This is a genomic window from Streptomyces sp. NPDC050738 (assembly GCF_040654175.1).
Classification (GTDB): Bacteria; Actinomycetota; Actinomycetes; order Streptomycetales; family Streptomycetaceae; genus Streptomyces.
In genome coordinates, this window is sequence record NZ_JBFAHN010000004.1 from 124,409 (window position 1) to 143,950 (window position 19,542).

The window sequence follows — 19,542 nt, forward strand, 5'->3', positions numbered from 1 at the left end:
CTGCCGGCGCGCCGCGTTCAGGCCGGGGTCACCAGGCCTGTGTCGTACGCGAGGATCACCGCCTGGACCCGGTCGCGGGCGCCTGTTTTGGACAACACCCTCCCGACGTGGGTCTTGACCGTCGACTCCGACAGGAACAGGCGTTCCGCGATCTCCGTGTTGGACCAGCCACCGCCGATCGCGCGGAGCACGTCCAGTTCGCGTGGGGTGAGTGCGGTCAGGCGGGGGTCGGGGCCGGTGGGCGCGCTGCCGGGGGCGGGGAGTTTCTGGGCGTACGTGTCGAGGAGGCGGCGGGTCAGGGCGGGGGCCACCACGGCGTCGCCCGCCGCCACCGAGCGGATGCCCGCGAGGAGTTGCTCCGGCTGCGCGTCCTTGATCAGGAAGCCGGAGGCGCCCGCCCGCAGGCCCGCGTGCGCGTACTCGTCGAGGTCGAAGGTGGTGAGGATCAGGATGCGGGTGCGGCCGCCCGCCTCCACGATCCGGCGGGTCGCCTCGATTCCGTCCAGGCCCGGCATGCGGATGTCCATGAGGACCACGTCCGGCCGGAGCGCCGCCGTCTGCCGTACCGCCTCCGCGCCGTCGCCCGCCTCGCCCGCGACCGCCATGTCGTCCTGGCTCTCCAGGAGCATCCGGAAGCCGAAGCGCTGCATGGGCTGGTCGTCGACCAGGAGCACGGAGGTGGGGGATGCGGAGGGCGGGGGCGGCGTCATCTCTGGTGCTCCGGGGTCGGGTTGGGGGAGGCGAGGGGGGCGGGCGTGGGCAGGGTCAGGCGTACGGTCCAGCCCGGGCGGCCGTCTGTGCGCGGGCCCGCTTCGAGTGTGCCCGCGTACATCGCCGTCCGTTCGCGCATCCCTGTGATGCCTCGGCCCTCGTCGTGGGCGGAGGCGAGGGTGGCCGCTGCGTAGTCGGTGATCTCGGCGGTCAGTGCCGTCGGGGTCTGCCGCAGCAGCACCTCGGCCGCCGACGCGGGGCCGTGCTTGAGGGAGTTGGTGAGGGCTTCCTGGACCACGCGGTAGACCGTGAGCTGGCGGCCGGACGACTCGCCGTCGGGCCGCTCGCCCTCGTAGGCGAGGTGTACGGGGAGGCCTGCGGCGCGGACCCCTTCCAGCAGCTGCTCCAGGTCGTCCAGGCCCGGCTGCGGGACGAGTTCGGCGTCGTTTCCCGGCTGGTCGTCGTCGTGGAGCACGCCCAGGAGTCTGCGGAGTTCGGCCAGGGCCTCGCGGCTGGTGGCGGAGATCGCGGTGAGGGCCTGTCCTGCGCGTTCGGGGCGCTTGGCGGCCGCGTAGGAGCCGCCGTCGGCCAGGCCGGTGATCACGGAGAGGTGGTGGCCGACGATGTCGTGCATCTCCCGTGCGATACGGGTGCGTTCGGCTGCGGCGGCCAGGCGGGCCTGCTGGTCGCGCTCGACCTCCAGGCGGCGGGCGCGCTCCATCAGGGCCTCGGTGGATTCGCGCCGTGCGCGTACGGCGATGCCCGCCGCCGACGCGAGCACGTATCCGTACAACTGCGGGACCAGTTCCCGGTTCCAGTCGGCGTGCGGGATGCCGGGCGTGGCCAGGACGATGGGGGCCACGAGAAGGAGCACCGACCAGGCGAGGACCGGGATCCGGGCCCTGAGCGCCAGGTTGAAGACCGGGAGCATGGTCAGGAGCGCGGTCTGGAGCAGGGCGCCCGACCAGTTGTCGGCGGCGAGCGCCGGGGTCGTCGCGGCGAGTACGAGCAGCGGGTGGCGCCTGCGCCAGTACAAGGGGAGCGCGATGCCGATCGCGATCAGGACGACCAGCGTCTGGTCGGCGTCCGGATTGCGGGCGGTGTTCTGCCAGCCCGCCGTCGCGTCGGTGAGCGTGGCGATCATGCAGCAGGCGGCGACCGTCAGATTCCACACCCACGGGCGCCGTACGTCGAACGCGCGAACGCGCTCGACCAGTCGCCTGAAGCTCCTGGTGAGCGCGTCGCCCTGTGGTGATCCTGAGGTGCTCACCACGCCATCCTCGTACGTCATACGTCGCGTCGCTTGAGGAATACGGCGGCCAGTGCCAGCACACCGCCCGCCCACACCACCAGCGCGATCAGCGCGCCCGCCGTCGATGCCTCGTCGCCCATCGGGGTGTGGGTGCCGAGCGCGGACGCGGCCTGGGTCGGGAAGTACGTGACGATGTCCTTCATCCCGTCCCAGGGGAGGGTCGAAAGGACCTCGGGCAGGATCACGATGCCGCCGATGAGCGCCCCGATCGCGCCGGGTACGGAGCGCAGCAGCGCGCCCAGGCCCAGTGCGGTCAGCGCGAGCAGCGTGGTGCCGACGGCGTTGCCGACGAGCGGGGCCAGGATGTTTGCGTCGGTGAGGGAGGCCGCCTTGTCGGTGTCGCCGAGCCAGATCTGGGCGGTGAGGAAGGTGACGGCGTTGGTGGCCAGGGTGATCGTGAGGACGGCGGCGCCGAAGACGGTCGTCTTCGCCCACAGCACGGGGAGCCGCCGGGGCACGGCGGCGACGGAGGAGCGGATCATGCCGGTCGCGTATTCGCCGGCCGTGACCAGGATGCCCAGGACGGCGAGGATGATCTGCGACAGCGTGGAGCCGTAGAGGACGAACAGGACGGTGTCGACGTCTGCGTCGTCGCCGTCGTACGTCGAGCCCATCGTGATGCCGACGGCGAGCACGATGGCGCAGGCGCTCAGGACGGTGATCCAGGTGGAGCGCAGCGACCACAGCTTGTGCCACTCGGCGCGCAGGATCCGGGGGGTGGTGAGCGCGTAGCCGGGACGGTCGGTCTGCGGGAGCGTTGCGGTGCTCATACGGCTGCCCCTTCAAGGGTGTTGACGGCCTGGTATTCGACGGCGTCGCGGGTCAGGTCCATGAAGGCCTGCTCCAACGACGGGGCCTGCGGGGTCAGTTCATGCAGGGCGACGGCGTGCGCGGCCGCGATCCGGCCCACCGCCGGGGCGTCCAGGCCGCGGATCTCCAGGGTGTCGGCGGCCGTCGATGCGACGGTGAGGCCGCCGGGGAGGGCGCCGCGCAGCACGTCGGCGTCCGGCGTGACGACCTTGACGGTGGCCCCGCCGGCATCCCGTACGAGCTGCTCGACCGTGGTGTCGGCGAGGAGCCTGCCGCGTCCGACGACCACCAGGTGGTGGGCGGTCAGCGCCATTTCGCTCATCAGGTGCGAGGAGACGAGGACCGTACGGCCTTCTGCGGCAAGGGATTTGAGGAGGTTGCGCACCCAGAGCACGCCTTCCGGGTCGAGCCCGTTGACCGGCTCGTCGAGGATGACGGTGGCCGGGTCGCCGAGGAGCGCCGCCGCGATGCCCAGGCGCTGCCCCATCCCGAGCGAGAACCCCTTGACCCGCTTGCGGGCGACGCCCGTGAGGCCGGCCAGATCGAGGACATGGTCGACGCGTGCGGCCGGAATGCCGTGGGTGTAGGCGAGGGCGAGCAGATGGGCGCGGGCGCTGCGCCCCGGATGCACGGCCCGCGCTTCGAGGAGCGCGCCGACCTCGGTGAGCGGGGCGTTGTGCGCGGCGTAGGCGCGACCGCCGACGGTGGCCCGGCCCGAGGTGGGTGCGTCGAGGCCGATGAGCATGCGCATGGTGGTCGACTTGCCGGCTCCGTTGGGTCCGAGGAAGCCGGTGATCGTGCCGGGCCTGACGGTGAAGGAGAGCCCGTCGACGGCGGTCCGCTCGCCGTACTTCTTGGTGAGTCGCTCAGCTCGAATCATGGATACGAAATTACGGAGACGGGCCGCAGGGGGCGTCGGACCACCGTCCGGATCTGTGCGGGCGCTCGTGGTACCCGGGTACCACGTGGGCCGCCTCGGGTACCGGCGGGCGGTTCCGGGGGCAGGGGTATGCTCCGTCACGATCTTTCAGGACCCGGCCCGGATCTCCCCGTGCTCCGGGCCGCACTTGGCCGGGGGGCTGCTGTGGACGGCACTGTGAGCGGCGCGATATGACGGCGCCGGCGCCTCGGTCCGTACGGGCCAGGGAGGACGGCGCGGATCCGTTCCACTGGAAGTTCACCACTCCCCTTTATGTGGGGGCGGCGCTGAATCCGGTCAACAGCACTGTGATCGCGACCGCGCTGGTCCCGATCGCGCATGCCCTGCACGTGTCGGTGAGCAGCACGGTGGTGCTGGTCTCCTGCCTCTATCTGGCGTGTGCGGTCGCGCAGCCGACCGCCGGGAAACTGTCGGAGGAGTTCGGGCCGCGGCGGGTGTTCCTGACCGGGATCGGACTGGTGCTCTGCGGTGGGCTGTTGGGCAGCTGCGGCCGGAGCATGGCCGTGCTGGTCGCGGCGCGGGTCCTGATCGGGCTCGGCACGTCGGCCGGGTATCCCGCGGCGATGATCCTGATACGCCGCCGGGCCGCCGGCGCCGGCCTGGGTTCGCCGCCCGGCGGTGTGCTGGGCGGACTCGCGATCGCCGGTATGGCCACGGCCGCGCTCGGACCGCCCATCGGCGGGCTCCTGGTGGGCGGGTTCGGCTGGCAGGCGGCTTTCCTGGTGAACATCCCCGTCGCGCTCGTGGCGTGGGCGATGGCCGTGCGCTGGGTGGAGCCCGACCCGGTCACGCCCCGGCGGACCCTGCGGGAGGTCGCCACCCGTATCGACGTACCCGGCATCGTCGGCTTCGGCGCGATCATGACGGCTCTGATGGTGTTCCTGATGGGGCTGCCGGACGCCGACTGGGTCGTGCTCGGTGCGGCGGTCGTGCCGGCCGTGCCGCTGGTGTGGTGGGAACTGCGGACCCCGGCTCCGTTCCTCGATGTCCGCCGGCTCGGCAGCAATGCGGCCCTGACCCGCACCTATATACGTGCCGCGCTGACGCCGCTGGCCGCGTACACGGTGATGTACGGACTGACCGAGTGGATGGAGACCGGCCGGGGGATCTCCACTCAGGAGGCCGGGTTGCTGCTGCTCCCGATGGGGGCCGTCGCCGCGCTGGTGTCCTGGCCGCTCTCGCGCCGCAATCTGGTGCGCGGCCCGCTGATCGTCGCGGCGGTCGGTGTGGTCGTCGGGTCGACAGGGTTTCTGTTCCTCGACGGCCACAGCCCGGTGATCCTGATCGTCGCGGTCATGCTGGTCTTCGGGGTGACCGTCGGGACCACCATGATCGGCAATCAGGCCGCGCTGTACAGCCAGGCCCCGGCCGAGCAGATCGGCACGGCTTCCGGTCTGTTCCGTACGTTCGGTTACGTCGGCTCCAGCGCCTCGGCCGCGCTGACCGGGGTCGCCTTCCACCATGGGGTCACGGACCGCCACCTCCACCTGCTGGGGGGTGTGCTGATCGCGGTCGGGGCCGTGGTGCTCGCGATGACTCTGCTGGACCGGCCCCTCATGTCCCGGGCGGCGTCGGCGCGTTAGCGGTTCTCCGGGACCGTCTCCAGTGTGGCGACGGTGGAGAAGATGCAGATGTCGTTCTGCAGGGCGGAGACGAGCACGCGCGCGCGGCCGGCTTCGTCGTCGGGGAGCGGGTCGGCCTGGATCCAGCAGGGGGCGTCGAGTTCGGCGTACCGGGTGAAGACGGTCTCCATGCCGACGACCGCCGTCTGCCTGGGGAAGGTCGCGGCGTGTGCGCTCTGGCGGGCGGCCTCCAGGAGCAGCATGCCCGGTGCGTGGTCGACCCGGTGGTCGAAGAGCACGGCGTGGGAGAGGTCGACGCGCAGCTGGCTGAGGTTCGGGGTGTCGGTGGGGGAGAGCACCACATCGGCGAACTCCTCGCGCGCGACGCGTGCCGGGGGCATCGGAGGGGCGAGCGGTACGGCGTTGGCGATGGACCGGTCGAGGTCGGCGTACTCCCCGCGCGTCCGCTGGTAGATCGCCGGCGAGAGGTTGAGGAAGCCGGCCTGTGCGGTCCCGAGCAGGGCACCGTCGCGCCAGATGCTGATCTGCATCGTCATCGAGGCCAGGCGTCCGGCGCGCCGGATCACATCCAGGCAGGCGATGTGGAGTTCGACCTCGGCCGGGGCGTCGCCGGCGGCCAGGGCGGCGGGGGTGAGGGAGTACGTGAAGTGGCTCCAGGACTGGCGGTGCCCGAAGGGGACGTCGTACGCGACGTGGCTGAGCAGCGGGATGGCCTGGCGTATCGATTCGGCGAGGAGCAGGGGATCGTGCAGGCCGTTGCGGGCCGCGTAGAAGCTGTGGTGACGGGGCCAGCGGGCGGTGACGACGTACATGTCCGGTGCGACCGGGCGCCAGGAGGTGAGCAGCACCTCGGCCTCGTCGAGCTTGTGCACGTACTCGCGGGACACCGGGGTGGCGCCCTGGGCGGGTATCTCGGTGTGCTGGGTGGCGATGGGCATTGGAGTTCCCCCTGGAATCTGATGCGTTGGACCCGGCAGGTGAGGCGAGCGGCGCTGGCCGCGGGGCCAAACATAAAGAGTGCGCGTTTTGTTTTAGGCCATCGCCAGGTAAAGGCTGCCCCATGAAACCCTATGGAAGTTGGGGATGAAGTGTCTCCAACATGGGCTTGTGTGGACAAAACGCACCTGCGTGGTGAACGAAACAGTCGGGTGTGCACAGGGGTTGGCACTCGATGGAACACCCACGTAACATACGAAGCGTTCTATTTTTTTTATGGGAGGTTGCCATGGGCAAGCCGAAGCAGGAGAGAGCTGTGCAGACGCGGGAGTCGCTCCTGCGCGCGGCTGCGGAGGTCTTCGACGAATCGGGCTTCTCCGGGGCGACCATCAGCAGCATCCTGAAGCGCGCGGGGGTGACCGCCGGCGCCCTCTACTTCCACTTCGACTCCAAGGAAGCGCTGGCGCGCGCGGTGATGACCTCGCAGCCGCAGTCGATCGTCCCCCTGCTGGAGTCGGAGGGGCTGCAGCGGCTGATCGACCTGACGATGCTCTGGTCGTACCAGCTCCAGGTGGATCCGATCCTGCGCGCGGGCGTCCGACTCGCCACCGAGCACGCGACCCAGGACAAGTCCTCCTACGAGGAGTGGCGCGAGATCATGCAGGGCTGCCTGCAAGTCGCCCTGGACAAGGGCGAGTTGCAGGCGGGCATCGTCCCCGACGAGGTGGCCGAGTTCGTCGTCGGCGCGTGTACGGGCATCCAGATGTACGCCGACGTGGTGTCCGGTCGGCGGGATCTGCCCGACCGCACCCGGCGTATGTGGCAACTGCTGATGCCGGGCATCGCGATGCCGGCCGTCGTGGCCCGCACCCAGGTCAGGGTGCCTCCCGGCTTCCTGCCCGGAGCCGGCGCCGACGGGCTTCCCGCCCGGACCGAGAGCCCGAGCTGACGGGGGCGGGCCCGGCACCGGGGGCCGGGCCCGCTCCTTCTCCACCCCCTCTTTTCCACCCGGTGACCATCAGAGAACCCGGCGGCGCATGCCGTCGGGGCCGAGCGCTGTGCGCACCTGCAGAAAGAGTTCAATGAGCAGTGAGCAGAAGATGCTGACGGGCAAGGTTGCCATGATCACCGGCGCTTCGAGCGGGATCGGGCGGGCCGCGGCCAGGCTGTTCGCCGCCGAAGGGGCGGCCGTGGTGCTGATGGCGCGGCGCGAGGACCGGCTCCAGGATGTCGTCGAGGAGATCCGTGCCGCAGGGGGCCGTGCGCTGGCGGTGGCCGGGGACGTGGCCAGTTCGGCGGATGTGGAGCGCGCGGTGAAGTCCGGCGCCGAGACCTTCGGCCGGCTGGACGCGGCGTTCAACAACGCGGGATACGCCACCGCAGGTCATCTCCTGCACGAGACCGACGACGTGACCTATGCCCGCACCCTGGACGTCAACGTCGGCGGCGTATGGAACTGCATGCGCCACCAGATACCCGTGATGCTCGGATCGGGGACCGGCGGGGCGGTGGTGAACACCTCCAGCGTCGCCGGACAGGTCGCCACCGGAGCCTCCGCCGCCTATATCGCGTCCAAGCACGCGGTGATCGGTCTGACGAAGGCGGCCGCGTCGGAGTACGGCGAGCGGGGGATCCGGGTCAACGCCCTGGTCGTGGGCAACACCCTGACCGAGATGATGAGCGAAGTACTGGACACCTCACCGGAGTTGGAGAAGGAGTTCGTCGCCCGCGCGATACAGAAGCGGATGGCCGACCCCACCGAGGTGGCCCAGGCCGCCGCATGGCTGTGCAGCGACCGGGCGTCGTTCGTGACCGGCTCCTCGATGTCCGTGGACGGCGGCTGGACCGCCATCTAGTGTCCGCATCGTAAGATACAGAACGCTCGTTTTGATGTTGCCTGCGCCCGTGCCGCCGAGAAATGGCTGGTCACGGGCGTCAGTGCTGTGAGCCCCTGATTCATGGGGAGGTAAAAACGTCTCTGCACGATAGAAAACATAGCGAGCGCTCTGTATTGTTCTATCTGTCGAGTCGAAGGTGAGCGCATCGAAGGAGGCACCTGTGGGACACATCGGAGCCGGACCCCACGCGGAGGTCCGTACCCTGCTCGCACGGGAGGTCCATGACCGCATCGGCGGCGGACTGGCACTGGCGCTTCGCCGCCTGGAACTCCTCGACCTCACCGCGACCGGTCTGACCCCCGCGGACAGGGAACGCCTGGCCGGGGTCAGGGCCGCAGTGCTGGATGCTCTGGGCGCGGCACGGGACATCACCACCGGTCTGCGCCGTCCGGCACCCACCGCCCCGCCTTCCCTGGAAACCGCGCTCCAGGACTTCCTGCACACCATGGCCCCCGAGGGGCTCCGCACCCAGGTGCGGGTCGACGGCAGCGCGGAGTGGGTGCCGCAGCACATCGCGGGGGAAGTGTTCCTCATCGTCCGCGAGGCGCTGCGCAACGCCCTCGCCCACGCCCGGCCCCGCGTGCTGACCGCTCACCTCACCATCGCCCCGCACGAGGTCCATGCCGTCGTCACCGACGACGGAGCCGGCTTCGACCCGGCCCTGCTGCTCACCGCCGGCGGGACCAACGGCCTGCTGGGCATGGTGGAACGCGCCCGCGCCCTGGGCGGCACCGCCGCACTCACCTCCGCCCCCCGCCGGGGGACCCGGGTCACCGTCTGGGTACCGATCAAGGAGAACGGAGTCAGTCATGACTGAGGACAGGACCAGGATCCTGGTCGCCGACGACCACACCCTGCTCCGCGAGGCGCTGTGCGAACTCCTCGGCGCCGAACCCGACTTCGAGGTCGTGGCCCAGACCGGCGATGCGAAGGCCGCCCTCCAGCAGGCCGCCCTGCTCGACCCGGACGTCGCACTGCTCGACATCCAGATGCCGTACAACGAGGACCCCGTGGCCACCGTCCGCCAACTCCTGCTGCGCCGGCCCGGGATGCGCATCATCATCCTGAGCATGGACGACCACCCCCTCCTGGTACGGAGCCTCCTGGCCCTCGGCGTGCACGGCTATCTGCACAAGAGCGTCAGCCGTGCCACGCTCGTCGCCGCCATCCGCGAGCGGGCCGACTCCGGCCGGCGCGTCGTCACCGTCTCGATGGCACCGGGCGAACTACGGCCACAGGGACCGCGGTCCACCCCGGTGCAACGGCTGTCGGAGCGCGAGGCCGAGGTCCTCACCCTGGTCTCCACGGCGCTGAGCAACCGCCAGATCGGTGCACGGCTCGGCATCACGGAAGGCACCGTCAAGCGCCATCTGCGGAAGACCTTCGACAAGCTCGGTGCCGTCTCCAGGCTGGACGCGGTGAACAAGGCGGTGGACCTCTCCCTGATCAGGGCCCAGCCCGCCCGGCGTACACCGCTCGCGTCCTGAAATCCCCCCGGTGGCTGAGCGGTTCACGCGTGGGCGTGCACGGCTGCGGGGCAGGGGGCCGCGGCGTTCATCAGGTGGTTCACCTGGCGGGCCGCCTGGTCGGCGTCGTGGAAGAGCACGGCCTGCCACCCGGCCGCGATCGCACCGGCGACGTTCTTCTCCAGGTCGTCGACCAGAACGCACTCGTGCGGGGCCCTTCCCGACCGCTGCGCCGCCAGCCGGAAGATCTCGGGCTCGGGCTTGCGGCTGCCGACCGCGTACGAGCAGACGATGTCGTCGAAGTGCGAGTCGTCGACCATGAGCCGGCGGTGGCGCTCCCACGACGGCGGCAGATCGGCGAGCAGCCCCACGAACGCGCCCCGGGCGCGGAAGCTCTCCAGGCGTTGTACCCAGGCGGTGTTGGTGGGCCGCTCCGCGAACCACTGGTCGCCGAAGTGCTCCAGATCGGCCACGAGACCGAAGGTCGCGCCCAACTCCGTCTCCAGCGCGTCGGACCAGGCCGACACGGAGAGCAGCGGTATGTCGATCACCCCCATCGCGTCGGTGCCGTGGGCCGCGCCCACCACGCGCATCGCCTCCTTGAGGGCGTACAGGGGGACACCGACCTGGTCGGCGAAGGCGTTGAAGGTGACGTCGACGGGCGGGGTGAGCACCCCGGCGAAGTCGGTCCAGATCGCGAGGGGGGAAGAGGAGCCCGCCCCACGATGTCGGTCGAATGCACGCTGCGTCGTCATGGGGAAAACGCTAGGCGGGGACGCCCGGAATTCCATGGGCCGCCGGGTACCGATAAACGCGGTACCCGGTACTTCCGGTACCGGATCGGTGCCCGGCCGCCGCCTGCCGCAGGAATGCCTCGTAGGTGCCGACGGCGTGTTTCCAAAGAAACACCGGACCGCTTCCTGGCCTTCTGTGTCGCTACGTTGAAAAGGCGCGACGAAAAGGCGCGACCCGCTTCCGGGAATGCCGCAGGACGCCTCGGACGAACACGGCAAGGATCACCATGAAGGACACCTCGGCCCCCGGCCTACGGCGCCCGGGCCTCAGCCTGGCCACCGTGGTGCTGGCTTCGTTTCTCCTCCCCATTTCTCTCACCGGCGCCTCCGTCGCCATGCCCGGTGTGGCCGAGAACTTCCACAACTCCCTGGCCGCAGGCCAGTGGATCGTCAACGGCTACGACCTGACCTTCGCCAGTTTCATGCTCGCCTGCGGGGCCTTCGCCGACCGCTTCGGCCGGCGGAAGGTCTTCGCGATCGGCAGCGCCGTCTTCGCCCTCGCCTCCCTGGTCTCCGCGTTCGCCGGCGGCATCGTCGTCCTCGACGTCGCCCGTGCCGTCGCGGGGGTGGGCGCCGCCGCGGTCCTCACCTCCGGCAGCGCGCTCCTCGCGCAGACCTTCGACGGGCCTGCCCGCGCCAAGGCGTTCGGCGTCTTCGGCACCGCGGTCGGCATCGGCCAGGCCTTCGGGCCCTTCGTCTCCGGGGCGCTGTCGACCGCCTTCGGCTGGCGGGCGATCTTCCTGGTGCCGGCCGTCTTCGGCGGCATCGTCGTCGGTCTGTCCGTACTGCTCCCCGAATCGCGCGATCCGGGCGCCAAGCGGGTCGACTGGGCCGGTACGTTCACCCTCACCACAGCGCTCGCCAGTCTCATCGCGGCGCTCCTCGAAGGCCCCGGACTCGGCTGGGGCCACGGACTCGTGGTCGGCGGATTTCTCCTCAGCGCGCTGCTGTTCGGCGCCTTCGTCGTCGCCGAGCGGCGCCGGCCGCACCCGATGGCCGACCTCACGCTCTTCCGCCAGCCGCAGTTCGCCTCGCTGTGCGCGGCGGCGGTGGCCATGGTCGCCGGCTTCACGCCGCTCCTCGTCTATCTGCCCAGCTATCTGACCGCCGTCAACGCCCAGACCACCCTGCACGCGGGTGTGGACCTGCTGATGCTCACCGTCCCCACGATCTTCTTCCCGCTGGTCGCCGGATATCTGCAGCGCTGGATCGCCGTACGCCACCTGGTCACCGCCTCCGTCGGACTGCCGGCGGCGGGCGTCGCCTGGCTGACCGTGATCGAGCCGGGCATCGGCAACTGGGCCTCGCTCGGCCCCTTCCTGGTCATCGGAATCGGCGTCGGCATCGCCTTCGGCGTGCAGGACGGGGCCGCCGTGTCGAGTGTGGAGCCCTCGCGCGCCGGCATGGCCGCGGGCATGTTCAACACCATGCGGCTGGGCGGTGAGGCCGTGGCGATCGCGGTGGCCGGCACCCTGCTGGTCTCCTTCACCCGCCTGCGGCTCGGATCACAGCTCGACCGCTTCCCCGGTCCGTACGCGAACCACCCCGAGACCCTGGCCGCACTGCTGAACCAGGGCCAACTCCAGGGCCCGGCGGCCACCGTGCCCGCCGGCATGAGGGATGCGTTCACCTCCGTCGCGAGCAGCGCCTACACCGACGGACTGCACAGCGTGCTCTGGGTCATGGCGGGCTTCTGCGCCGCGGTGACCGTCCTGGTCGCCGTCGTCGGCGCCCGGCACACGGCACCTGCGAGCCTGGAGGCAGCGCAGTCCGAGCCCGCCACCGAGCCCGCCACCGAGTCCGCGCCCGAAACCGCTCCCGCACCGGCCCTCGTCTGAGAACAGGTATCCGACATGAGCACTCCCACCCCCGTGATGATCGTCGGCGCCGGTCCCGTCGGACTGACCCTCGGATCCGAACTGCTGCAACGCGGCATTCCGGTGCGCCTCATCGAGCAGGCGGAACGGCCCCGGCCGCACGCCAAGGCCGTTCTGTTGTGGCCCCGGGGCATCGAGGCCCTCGGCCGGATCGGCGTCGCCGAGGAGATCGTGGAGCGCGGGCACGCCCTGCAGGCGCAGAACTACCACTCGGGCGCGCGCAGGCTTGCCCGTACGCGCTTCGACGGGCTCTCCGGGACGCGGTATCCCTATGCCCTCTCGCTGTCCCAGGAGGAGACGGAAGCGGTACTGCGGGAGCGATTCGAGTCCCTGGGCGGGAGGATCGATTTCGGCGTACGGCTGGAGTCCCTCAAGCAGACGTCCCACGGTGCGGAGGCCGAACTCTCCGCGCTCGGCGCGACCTGGAGCGAGACGTGCTCCTGGGTCGTGGGCTGCGACGGAGCGCACAGCACCGTTCGGGAGTCCCTCGGTGTCGCTCTCACCGGTGAGTCCCGCCCCCAGCAGTTCCTGCTCGCCGACAGCGCGTGCGAGACCACGCTCGCGCAGGACGAGGCGCACTACTTCATGACCCCCTCAGGGGCGCTGGCCGTCGTCGGATTGCCGGGCGGCCTCTACCGGATCTGCGTCAGCGTTCCCCCCGACACCCGGATCGACGACGCCCTGCGGCTCGTGCGGGAGGCCGCGGCCGAACGCTGCCCCGTCCCACTGGAACTGGTCGGCGAACCGCGGACCGGGGTCTTCCGCGTCCACCGCAGGGCCGCCGAGCGGTTCCGTATCGGCAAGGTCATGCTGGCCGGGGACGCCGCCCACATCCACGGCCCGGCGGGCGGCCAGGGCCTCAACACCGGCTTGGAGGACGCCTCTTCGCTGGGCTGGCGGCTTGCGCAGGTCATAGCCGGTGACAGCGGTGCCGGCGTACTGGACGACTGGGAACGCGAGCGGCAGCACGTGGCGCAGGGCGTCGTGGACGACACCGATCTGCAGACCCGCCTGTGGACGCTGAAGGGCTGGCGGCGCGCGCTGCGCGACGCCCTGATCCGTGTCGCGCAGGCCACCGGTGTGCTGGAGCGCTTCGTCGTGCCCCGCCAGGCCCAGCTCACCCTCGGCTACCCCGGCAGCAGGCAGCGGCACGGTGCGGTACGGGCCGGACACCGGCTGCCCGACATCCAACTGTCGGGCGGACACTGGCTGCACAGGCTCCTCGACCCGGAGCGGCCGACCCTGCTTCTGCTCGCCTCCTCGTCCTCCGTCGCCGCGCACCAGCTGTCCCTGGAGTGGGCGAAGGAGCCCCGGATCGACGTGCTGCGGGTGACCGGCGCTGAGGTGCGCTCCACGCTCGGGATGGGGGGCGAGGCGGCCGTCGTCGTACGCCCCGACGGGGTCGTCTCCTGGGCCGGCCCGCTCGGCGGCGGGGCCCTCGGCAGCTGGCTGGCCGCCCGGTACCCGCACGCCTGACTCAGGCCGGGATGCGCGGGGCCAGGAGTTCGCGGCGGCTGGAGACCCCGGCTTTGGTCAGCACCTTGCTGACGTGATTCTTCACCGTCTGTCTGGCCAGGTGCAGTTCGGCCGCGATCTCGTCGTTGGAGAGGCGGCCGAGGAGCAGCCCGAGTATCTGCTGTTCCCGTGCGGTCATCCCGGGAACGCGGGTGCATGACCCGGGTGTGCCGGGTGTTCCGGAGCCGTCGGCGTGCTGTTCGCGCAGGTACCAGACGGGCCGCCCTGCCGCGAGGGTCTCCACGGCGCGCACCACGCGCTCGGCGGTGGCGGAGCGGTGGACGAACCCGTCCGCTCCGCTCGCCAGGCAGGCCGCGACGACCGAGGGGTCGTCGGCGCCGGTGAACACCAGGACGCGGGGCGGGTGGGCAAGACCCTTGATCCGGCGGCAGAGCCGTATGCCGTCGCCGTGACCGTGTCCGGCGAGGTCGACCTCGGTGATCAGCAGATCGGGGCGGCTGCGCAGGACGGCTGCCAGGGCGCCTTCGCTGGAGCCGGCCTCCTCCGTCGTATCGGCGGCGCCGGCGTGCACCAGAAGCGAGGACACGGCGGCGCGGGACACCGGATGCGGGTCGGCCACCACCACGGTGCGGTGCGCGGACAACGAGGACATCGGGTAGTGGTCAGCCATCTCCGGAATCCTTCTTCGTCTTCACGGCATTCTGCAGAGAAACAGAACATAGCTTTCCGCAGGGCCCGTTCGGACCGCGGTGTTCCCATGGCGGCAAAGGGTGGCACGCAAGTGCCGGGGCCGCGTGTTCCGAAAGAGACATGCGTATGCGCTCAAAGGCGCATGCCGGTTGTTCGTTGGGTGCAATTCCCGCTGGTGCCGACGGTCCGCGCCCTAGCGTGAGTTCAACGCGACTTCGGTGTTTCTACGAGGAGTTCCGATGACTTCACCCCCACATCTCAGCCGGCCGGCGCGCTCCACCGGCGCCGGGTCCGGAATTCCGGACCTTGCCGCGCAGGAGCTGGAGGACCTGGTGAGCCGGGCGGCTCCGTCCATGCACGAGCGCATCGGCGAACTCACCTCGATACGCGGCGCGTTGTACGACGGCGACCCGGCCGCCACCGAGCGCCAGCACGCCAAGGGCAAGCTCACCGTCCGCGAACGGATCGAACTGCTCCTGGACAAAGGGTCGTTCACCGAGGTCGAAGGGTTGCGCAGGCACCGGGCCACCGGTTTCGGGCTGGAGGCGAAGAAGCCGCACAGCGATGGTGTCGTCACCGGTTGGGGCACCGTCCACGGGCGGCAGGTCTTCGTCTTCGGGCACGACTTCCGTATCTTCGGCGGCGCGCTGGGCGAGGCGCACGCGCAGAAGATCCACAAGATCATGGACATGGCCGAGTCGGCGGGAGCCCCGCTGGTCGCCCTCAGCGACGGGGCCGGGGCCCGTATCCAGGAAGGCGTCACCGCCCTCGCGGGCTACGGCGGGATCTTCACCCGTAACGTCCGGATGTCCGGCGTGGTGCCGCAGATCAGCGTGATCCTCGGGCCGTGCGCCGGTGGCGCCGCCTACTCGCCCGCGCTGACCGACTTCGTCTTCATGGTGCGCGGCACGGCGCAGATGTACATCACCGGACCCGATGTGGTGCACGCCGTCACCGGTGAGCGGGTCAGTCACGACGAACTCGGCGGAGCCGACGTGCACTCGGCCGTGTCGGGAGTGTCGACCTTCGTCCACGACGACGAGGCCTCCTGCCTGGAAGACGTGCGCTATCTGCTGTCGCTGCTGCCGTCCAACAACCGCGAACTGCCGCCAGACGACCTGACCTACGACCATGACGGCCACGACGACCCGGCGGGCGACGCCCTGGTCAACCTGGTGCCGGCCAATCCCCACCAGGCCTACGACATGCGCCGCGTGATCGAAGAGATCACGGACGACGGGGAGTTCCTGGAACTCCACGAACGCTGGGCGCCCAATCTGCTCTGCGCCCTGGCCAGGCTCGGCGGCCGCGTCGTCGGCATCGTCGCGAACCAGCCGATGGCCGGTGCGGGTGCGCTGGACATCGCCGCATCGGAGAAGGGCGCACGCTTCGTGCAGCTCTGCGACGCCTTCAACATCCCCCTGGTGACCCTCGTCGACGTGCCCGGCTTCCTGCCCGGCACCGACCAGGAGCACGACGGGATCATCCGCCGCGGCGCCAAGCTGCTGTACGCCTACTGCAACGCCTCCGTGCCGCGGATCCAGGTCATCCTCCGCAAGGCCTACGGCGGCGCCTACATCGTCATGGACTCGCGCTCCATCGGCTGCGACCTGTCCTTCGCCTGGCCCACCAACGAGATCGCGGTGATGGGCGCGGAGGGCGCGGCCAACGTCGTGTTCCGCCGTGAGATAGCCGCCGACCCCGATCCCGAGGCCGCCCGCGCGCGGCGTGTGGCGGAGTACCAGGAGGAGCTCATGCACCCCTACTACGCGGCCGAGCGCGGCCTCGTCGACGACGTGATCGACCCGCGCGACACCCGCAGGGTCCTCATCCGCTCGCTGCGGATGCTGCGCGCCAAGCACGCCTCCCTGCCGGACCGCAAACACGGCAACCAGCCCGTATGAGCGCCGGACAGGAGAGCCCCGAGCAGCTCGTCAGGCTGGAGCGCGGACACCCGGACGCGGCCGAACTCGCCGCCGTACTCGCGGTGTTGCGCGCCCTCACCGCGGCCCACCCGGCACTTCCCGTGACCGTTCCCCCGGTCGCGCCGGGCCGGGCGGCCTGGCCCCGTCAGGACGGCCGGCTTCCGGCGGGCACCTGGCGCCGTACGCCCCGAAGACCCTGAGACCGCCGCCCGCACCACCGGCAGGAGGACCCCATGACTTCTGAAACCGACTTCTCCGTACGTGAGCGGACCTACTCCATCACCGAGGTCGAACGGCTCAGCGGACTGGCTGCGCACACCCTGCGCTGGTACGAGCGGCTCGGCCTCATCGACGAGGTGCCGCGCGGGCCCGGCGGCCGGCGGGCCTACTCCGAGTACCACCTCGGCTGGCTGGGCTTCCTCGCCGACATGCGCGCGACCCGGATGAGCGTCGCCGACCTGTGCTGCTACGTCGAGTTGCTGCGCCGCGGCGAGGAGACCGCGCCCGAACGCCTGCGGATGCTGGAGCGCTACCGGTCCGAACTGGCCAGGCAGGCAGCGGAGTTGGCGGTGAACATCAGCTTCCTGGACCGGAAAGTGGCCGACCACCGTGAGCTGCCTCACGCGGAGCTCAATTGATTTGGTTCATGTGGACTTCAACCACCTAGCGTCCTGTCCGGCAGTCACCGGACATCAATTCTTCCTTATTCGAATTTCCTGAACGGCGGAGGGAATCATGGTCGATCAATTCCTTGAGCGATTGAGCAGTTTCGGAGACACCGAGGCCATCGTCTACAACTCGGTGCGCCACACCTATGCGGATCTGGTACGCAGCATCGCCGACTGGAGGACCTTCCTCGACACCCATGAGGTGACGGCCGGCGAGGTCGTGGTCCTGGAGGGAGCGAGCTCCTTCCAGGCCTGCGCGGGGCTGCTGGCCCTGATCGAGCGCGGCACCGTCGTCGTACCGCTCACGCTGCTGACGGCCGCGAAGCGGACCGAGTTCCACGAGGTCGCCGAAGTCGAGACCGTCATCACGATCGGCGCCGACGGCACATCGAGGTCGCTGGAGCGCACCGGCCGGACAGCGGACCACGAGCTCTACACGAGGCTGCGCACCGCCGGCGCCCCCGGCCTGGTGCTGTTCAGCTCGGGCACCACCGGCCGCAGCAAGGCCACCGTCCTGGACTTCACCAAGGTGCTCGCACGGTACGGGGCGCCCACCCGGCCGCAGTCCACCCTCGCGTTCCTGAACATCGACCACATCGGCGGCATCAACACCCTGCTGCACACGCTCAGTCAGGGCGGCACCGTCGTCACCCTGGCCGAGCGCTCGCCCGACACGGTGTGCGCGGCGGTCGCCGAGTTCGGGGTGCGGGTGCTGCCGACGACCCCGACGTTCCTCAACATGCTGCTCATCTCCGGCGCCTATCAGCGCCACGACCTGAGCGCGCTCGGACTGATCACGTACGGCACCGAACCGATGCCCCTGGGCACCCTGAAGCGGCTCAAGGAAGCGCTGCCGACGGTCCGGTACAAGCAGACGTACGGGCTCTCCGAGCTCGGCATCCTGCCCACCAAGTCCAAGGGCGACGACACGCTGTGGGTGAAGCTGGGCGGTCCCGGCTTCGAGTACGAGATCCGCGACGGCATCCTCTGGATCCGCTCGGAGATGGCGATGCTCGGCTATCTGAACGCGCCGGCACCCTTCGACGACCAGGGATTCTTCAACACCCAGGACGCGGTCGACGTCGACGGCGACTACGTACGGATCCTGGGCCGCCGCTCGGAGATCATCAACGTGGCGGGCGAGAAGGTCTACCCCAGCGAGGTCGAGAACATCCTCCTGGAGGTCCCGGGCATCGCCGAGGCCACCGTGTCGGGCAAGCCCAGCCATGTGACCGGCATGGTGGTGAAGGCCGTCGTCAAGCTCAGCGAGCCGGCCGAGGCCCGAGAGCTGACCCGCCGGGTGCGCGCACACTGCCGCACGCGTCTGGAGCCCTTCAAGATCCCCGCGATCGTGGAGATCTCCGAGGCCGAACACCACAACGACCGGTTCAAGAAGACCCGGGCGTTGACATGACAGCGACCGAGACCACCGAGACCACCGAGACCACCGAGACCACCGAGGCGGTCCGCAAGGTCGCGGTCGTCAGCGGCGGCAGCAGAGGGCTGGGGCGGGTCCTGACCGAGCGGCTGCTCGCGGACGGCTGGCGGGTCGCGGCCTTCAGCCGTACGGCCAACGACTTCACCGCGGCCACCGCCGAGCAGCACCCCGACGCCTACCTCTGGGAGTCCGCAGACCTCGGTGACCCGGAGACCATGCGGCAGTTCGTACGGGTCGTGGGCCGGCGCTTCGGGCGCATCGACCTGCTGATCAACAACGCGGGCGTGCTGCACCAGGAACTCTTCCTGACCACCCCGCCCAAGAAGATCGACTCGCTGCTCACCACCAACCTGCTCGCGCCGGTGATCCTCACCCAGGCCTGCGCCCGGCTGATGACCCGAAGCGGCGGCGGCGCCATCGTCAACGTCTCCTCGATCAACGCCGTCCGGGGCTACCGGGGCGTGTCCGTCTACACGGCGGCCAAGGCCGGCATGGACGGCTTCACCCGCAGCCTCGCGCGTGAACTCGGCGCATTCGACATCCGGGTCAATTCGATCGTCCCCGGATTCTTCGACAGCGAAATGACGGCGGACGTCACCGAGAAGAACCGCGAAAAAATTCAGCACAGGACACCGCTGGGCCGGCTGGGAACCGTCGGGGAAATAGCCGACGCCGTTCTTTTCCTCGCCTCCCCGCAATCGAATTTCGTGACCGGACAGTCCCTGATAGTCGACGGAGGAATCACATGCTAGAGACCACGAACGTCCAGGCCGTTGTCGAGGACGAGATACGGGCGCTCAGCCTGGAGGAGGACGGCGGTTCGGGTCCCCTCGGCCTCGACGACTCCCTGGTGGAGCTCGGCCTCAACTCGCTCTTCCTCGCACAGCTCCTCATCCAGCTCGAACTGGAGCTGGGAGTCGACCCGTTCGAGGACCGCTTCTCCATCACCGACATGCGCACGGTCCGCGACCTCGTGAACGCCTACGAGAAGGCGCTCGACGCCACGGCGGTGGTCTGA

At 70.1% G+C, this 19,542-nt stretch carries 20 protein-coding genes; 13 read left to right on the plus strand and 7 right to left on the minus strand.

All coding sequences use genetic code 11. The annotated features are described in order from the left end of the window. Nucleotides 1-17: 17 nt before the first annotated feature. The 4 genes from AB0H78_RS12210 to AB0H78_RS12225 are packed head-to-tail and all read right to left on the minus strand — an operon-like array spanning nt 18 to nt 3,713. Entirely contained in the window at nt 18-710 is a 693-nt protein-coding gene (locus tag AB0H78_RS12210; RefSeq protein WP_363234256.1) for a response regulator transcription factor, read from the minus strand. Next, nucleotides 707-1,981, minus strand: a complete 1,275-nt coding sequence (locus AB0H78_RS12215) for a histidine kinase (RefSeq protein WP_363234257.1) — start codon at nt 1,979-1,981, stop codon at nt 707-709. Before AB0H78_RS12215 ends, AB0H78_RS12210 begins: the two co-directional genes overlap by 4 nt. A gap of 17 nt (nt 1,982-1,998) precedes the next feature. Further along, on the minus strand, nt 1,999-2,793 hold the full coding sequence (locus tag AB0H78_RS12220) for an ABC transporter permease (RefSeq protein WP_363234258.1): 795 nt from the start codon (nt 2,791-2,793) through the stop codon (nt 1,999-2,001). After that, nucleotides 2,790-3,713, minus strand: a complete 924-nt coding sequence (locus AB0H78_RS12225) for an ATP-binding cassette domain-containing protein (RefSeq protein ID WP_363234259.1) — start codon at nt 3,711-3,713, stop codon at nt 2,790-2,792. Before AB0H78_RS12225 ends, AB0H78_RS12220 begins: the two co-directional genes overlap by 4 nt. Before the next feature lie 230 nt (nt 3,714-3,943). On the opposite strand from AB0H78_RS12225, the gene AB0H78_RS12230 reads away from it, so the two are divergent. Further along, nucleotides 3,944-5,356: an MFS transporter gene (locus AB0H78_RS12230; RefSeq protein ID WP_363234260.1), complete on the plus strand. Its 1,413-nt coding sequence runs from the start codon at nt 3,944-3,946 to the stop codon at nt 5,354-5,356. On the opposite strand, the gene AB0H78_RS12235 is transcribed toward AB0H78_RS12230, so the two are convergent. Next, complete coding sequence (locus tag AB0H78_RS12235; protein WP_363234261.1) at nt 5,353-6,294, minus strand: ScbA/BarX family gamma-butyrolactone biosynthesis protein; 942 nt, start codon at nt 6,292-6,294, stop codon at nt 5,353-5,355. The two genes, AB0H78_RS12230 and AB0H78_RS12235, sit on opposite strands and share 4 nt — an antisense overlap. Nucleotides 6,295-6,581: 287 nt before the next feature. Between AB0H78_RS12235 and AB0H78_RS12240 the strand changes: the two genes are divergently transcribed. The 4 genes from AB0H78_RS12240 to AB0H78_RS12255 all read left to right on the plus strand — a co-directional run bounded on the left by AB0H78_RS12240 (nt 6,582) and on the right by AB0H78_RS12255 (nt 9,677). Beyond that, nucleotides 6,582-7,241: a ScbR family autoregulator-binding transcription factor gene (locus AB0H78_RS12240; protein ID WP_363234262.1), complete on the plus strand. Its 660-nt coding sequence runs from the start codon at nt 6,582-6,584 to the stop codon at nt 7,239-7,241. A 133-nt stretch (nt 7,242-7,374) separates the two neighbouring features. Beyond that, nucleotides 7,375-8,148 carry a glucose 1-dehydrogenase gene (locus tag AB0H78_RS12245; protein ID WP_363234263.1) on the plus strand — a complete coding sequence of 258 codons (774 nt, stop codon included), beginning with the start codon at nt 7,375-7,377 and terminating at the stop codon, nt 8,146-8,148. 202 nt (nt 8,149-8,350) lie between these two features. After that, nucleotides 8,351-9,007, plus strand: coding sequence for an ATP-binding protein (locus AB0H78_RS12250; protein ID WP_363234264.1), 657 nt, complete (start codon nt 8,351-8,353; stop codon nt 9,005-9,007). Next, entirely contained in the window at nt 9,000-9,677 is a 678-nt protein-coding gene (locus AB0H78_RS12255; protein ID WP_363234265.1) for a response regulator transcription factor, read from the plus strand. Before AB0H78_RS12250 ends, AB0H78_RS12255 begins: the two co-directional genes overlap by 8 nt. A gap of 23 nt (nt 9,678-9,700) precedes the next feature. Here the strand turns inward: AB0H78_RS12255 and AB0H78_RS12260 are convergent, their stop codons facing one another. Next, the gene (locus AB0H78_RS12260; protein ID WP_363234266.1) at nt 9,701-10,411 is read right to left on the minus strand and encodes an HAD-IA family hydrolase; all 711 of its coding nucleotides are present in this window, start codon (nt 10,409-10,411) and stop codon (nt 9,701-9,703) included. A 266-nt stretch (nt 10,412-10,677) separates the two neighbouring features. On the opposite strand from AB0H78_RS12260, the gene AB0H78_RS12265 reads away from it, so the two are divergent. Together AB0H78_RS12265 and AB0H78_RS12270 are read left to right on the plus strand one after the other, a co-directional pair. Beyond that, complete coding sequence (locus AB0H78_RS12265) at nt 10,678-12,288, plus strand: MFS transporter (protein ID WP_363234267.1); 1,611 nt, start codon at nt 10,678-10,680, stop codon at nt 12,286-12,288. Nucleotides 12,289-12,303: 15 nt separating this feature from the next. Then, nucleotides 12,304-13,803, plus strand: a complete 1,500-nt coding sequence (locus tag AB0H78_RS12270) for an FAD-dependent monooxygenase (RefSeq protein WP_363234268.1) — start codon at nt 12,304-12,306, stop codon at nt 13,801-13,803. 1 nt (nt 13,804) lies between these two features. Here AB0H78_RS12270 and AB0H78_RS12275 read toward each other — a convergent pair whose 3' ends face one another. Then, complete coding sequence (locus tag AB0H78_RS12275; RefSeq protein WP_363234269.1) at nt 13,805-14,473, minus strand: response regulator transcription factor; 669 nt, start codon at nt 14,471-14,473, stop codon at nt 13,805-13,807. Between the two features lie 373 nt (nt 14,474-14,846). Between AB0H78_RS12275 and AB0H78_RS12280 the strand changes: the two genes are divergently transcribed. The 6 genes from AB0H78_RS12280 (at nt 14,847) to AB0H78_RS12305 (ending at nt 19,542) form a co-directional block, all read left to right on the plus strand. Continuing rightward, complete coding sequence (locus AB0H78_RS12280) at nt 14,847-16,397, plus strand: acyl-CoA carboxylase subunit beta (protein WP_363234663.1); 1,551 nt, start codon at nt 14,847-14,849, stop codon at nt 16,395-16,397. Next, on the plus strand, nt 16,394-16,618 hold the full coding sequence (locus tag AB0H78_RS12285) for an acyl-CoA carboxylase epsilon subunit (RefSeq protein WP_363234270.1): 225 nt from the start codon (nt 16,394-16,396) through the stop codon (nt 16,616-16,618). The genes AB0H78_RS12280 and AB0H78_RS12285 overlap by 4 nt, the downstream gene beginning before the upstream one ends. A 33-nt stretch (nt 16,619-16,651) precedes the next feature. Continuing rightward, complete coding sequence (locus AB0H78_RS12290) at nt 16,652-17,056, plus strand: MerR family transcriptional regulator (protein WP_363234271.1); 405 nt, start codon at nt 16,652-16,654, stop codon at nt 17,054-17,056. A gap of 97 nt (nt 17,057-17,153) precedes the next feature. Beyond that, complete coding sequence (locus AB0H78_RS12295; protein ID WP_363234272.1) at nt 17,154-18,500, plus strand: fatty acid--CoA ligase family protein; 1,347 nt, start codon at nt 17,154-17,156, stop codon at nt 18,498-18,500. Then, nucleotides 18,497-19,276, plus strand: a complete 780-nt coding sequence (locus tag AB0H78_RS12300; RefSeq protein WP_363234273.1) for an SDR family oxidoreductase — start codon at nt 18,497-18,499, stop codon at nt 19,274-19,276. The genes AB0H78_RS12295 and AB0H78_RS12300 overlap by 4 nt, the downstream gene beginning before the upstream one ends. Continuing rightward, nucleotides 19,270-19,542, plus strand: coding sequence for a phosphopantetheine-binding protein (locus tag AB0H78_RS12305; protein ID WP_363234274.1), 273 nt, complete (start codon nt 19,270-19,272; stop codon nt 19,540-19,542). Before AB0H78_RS12300 ends, AB0H78_RS12305 begins: the two co-directional genes overlap by 7 nt.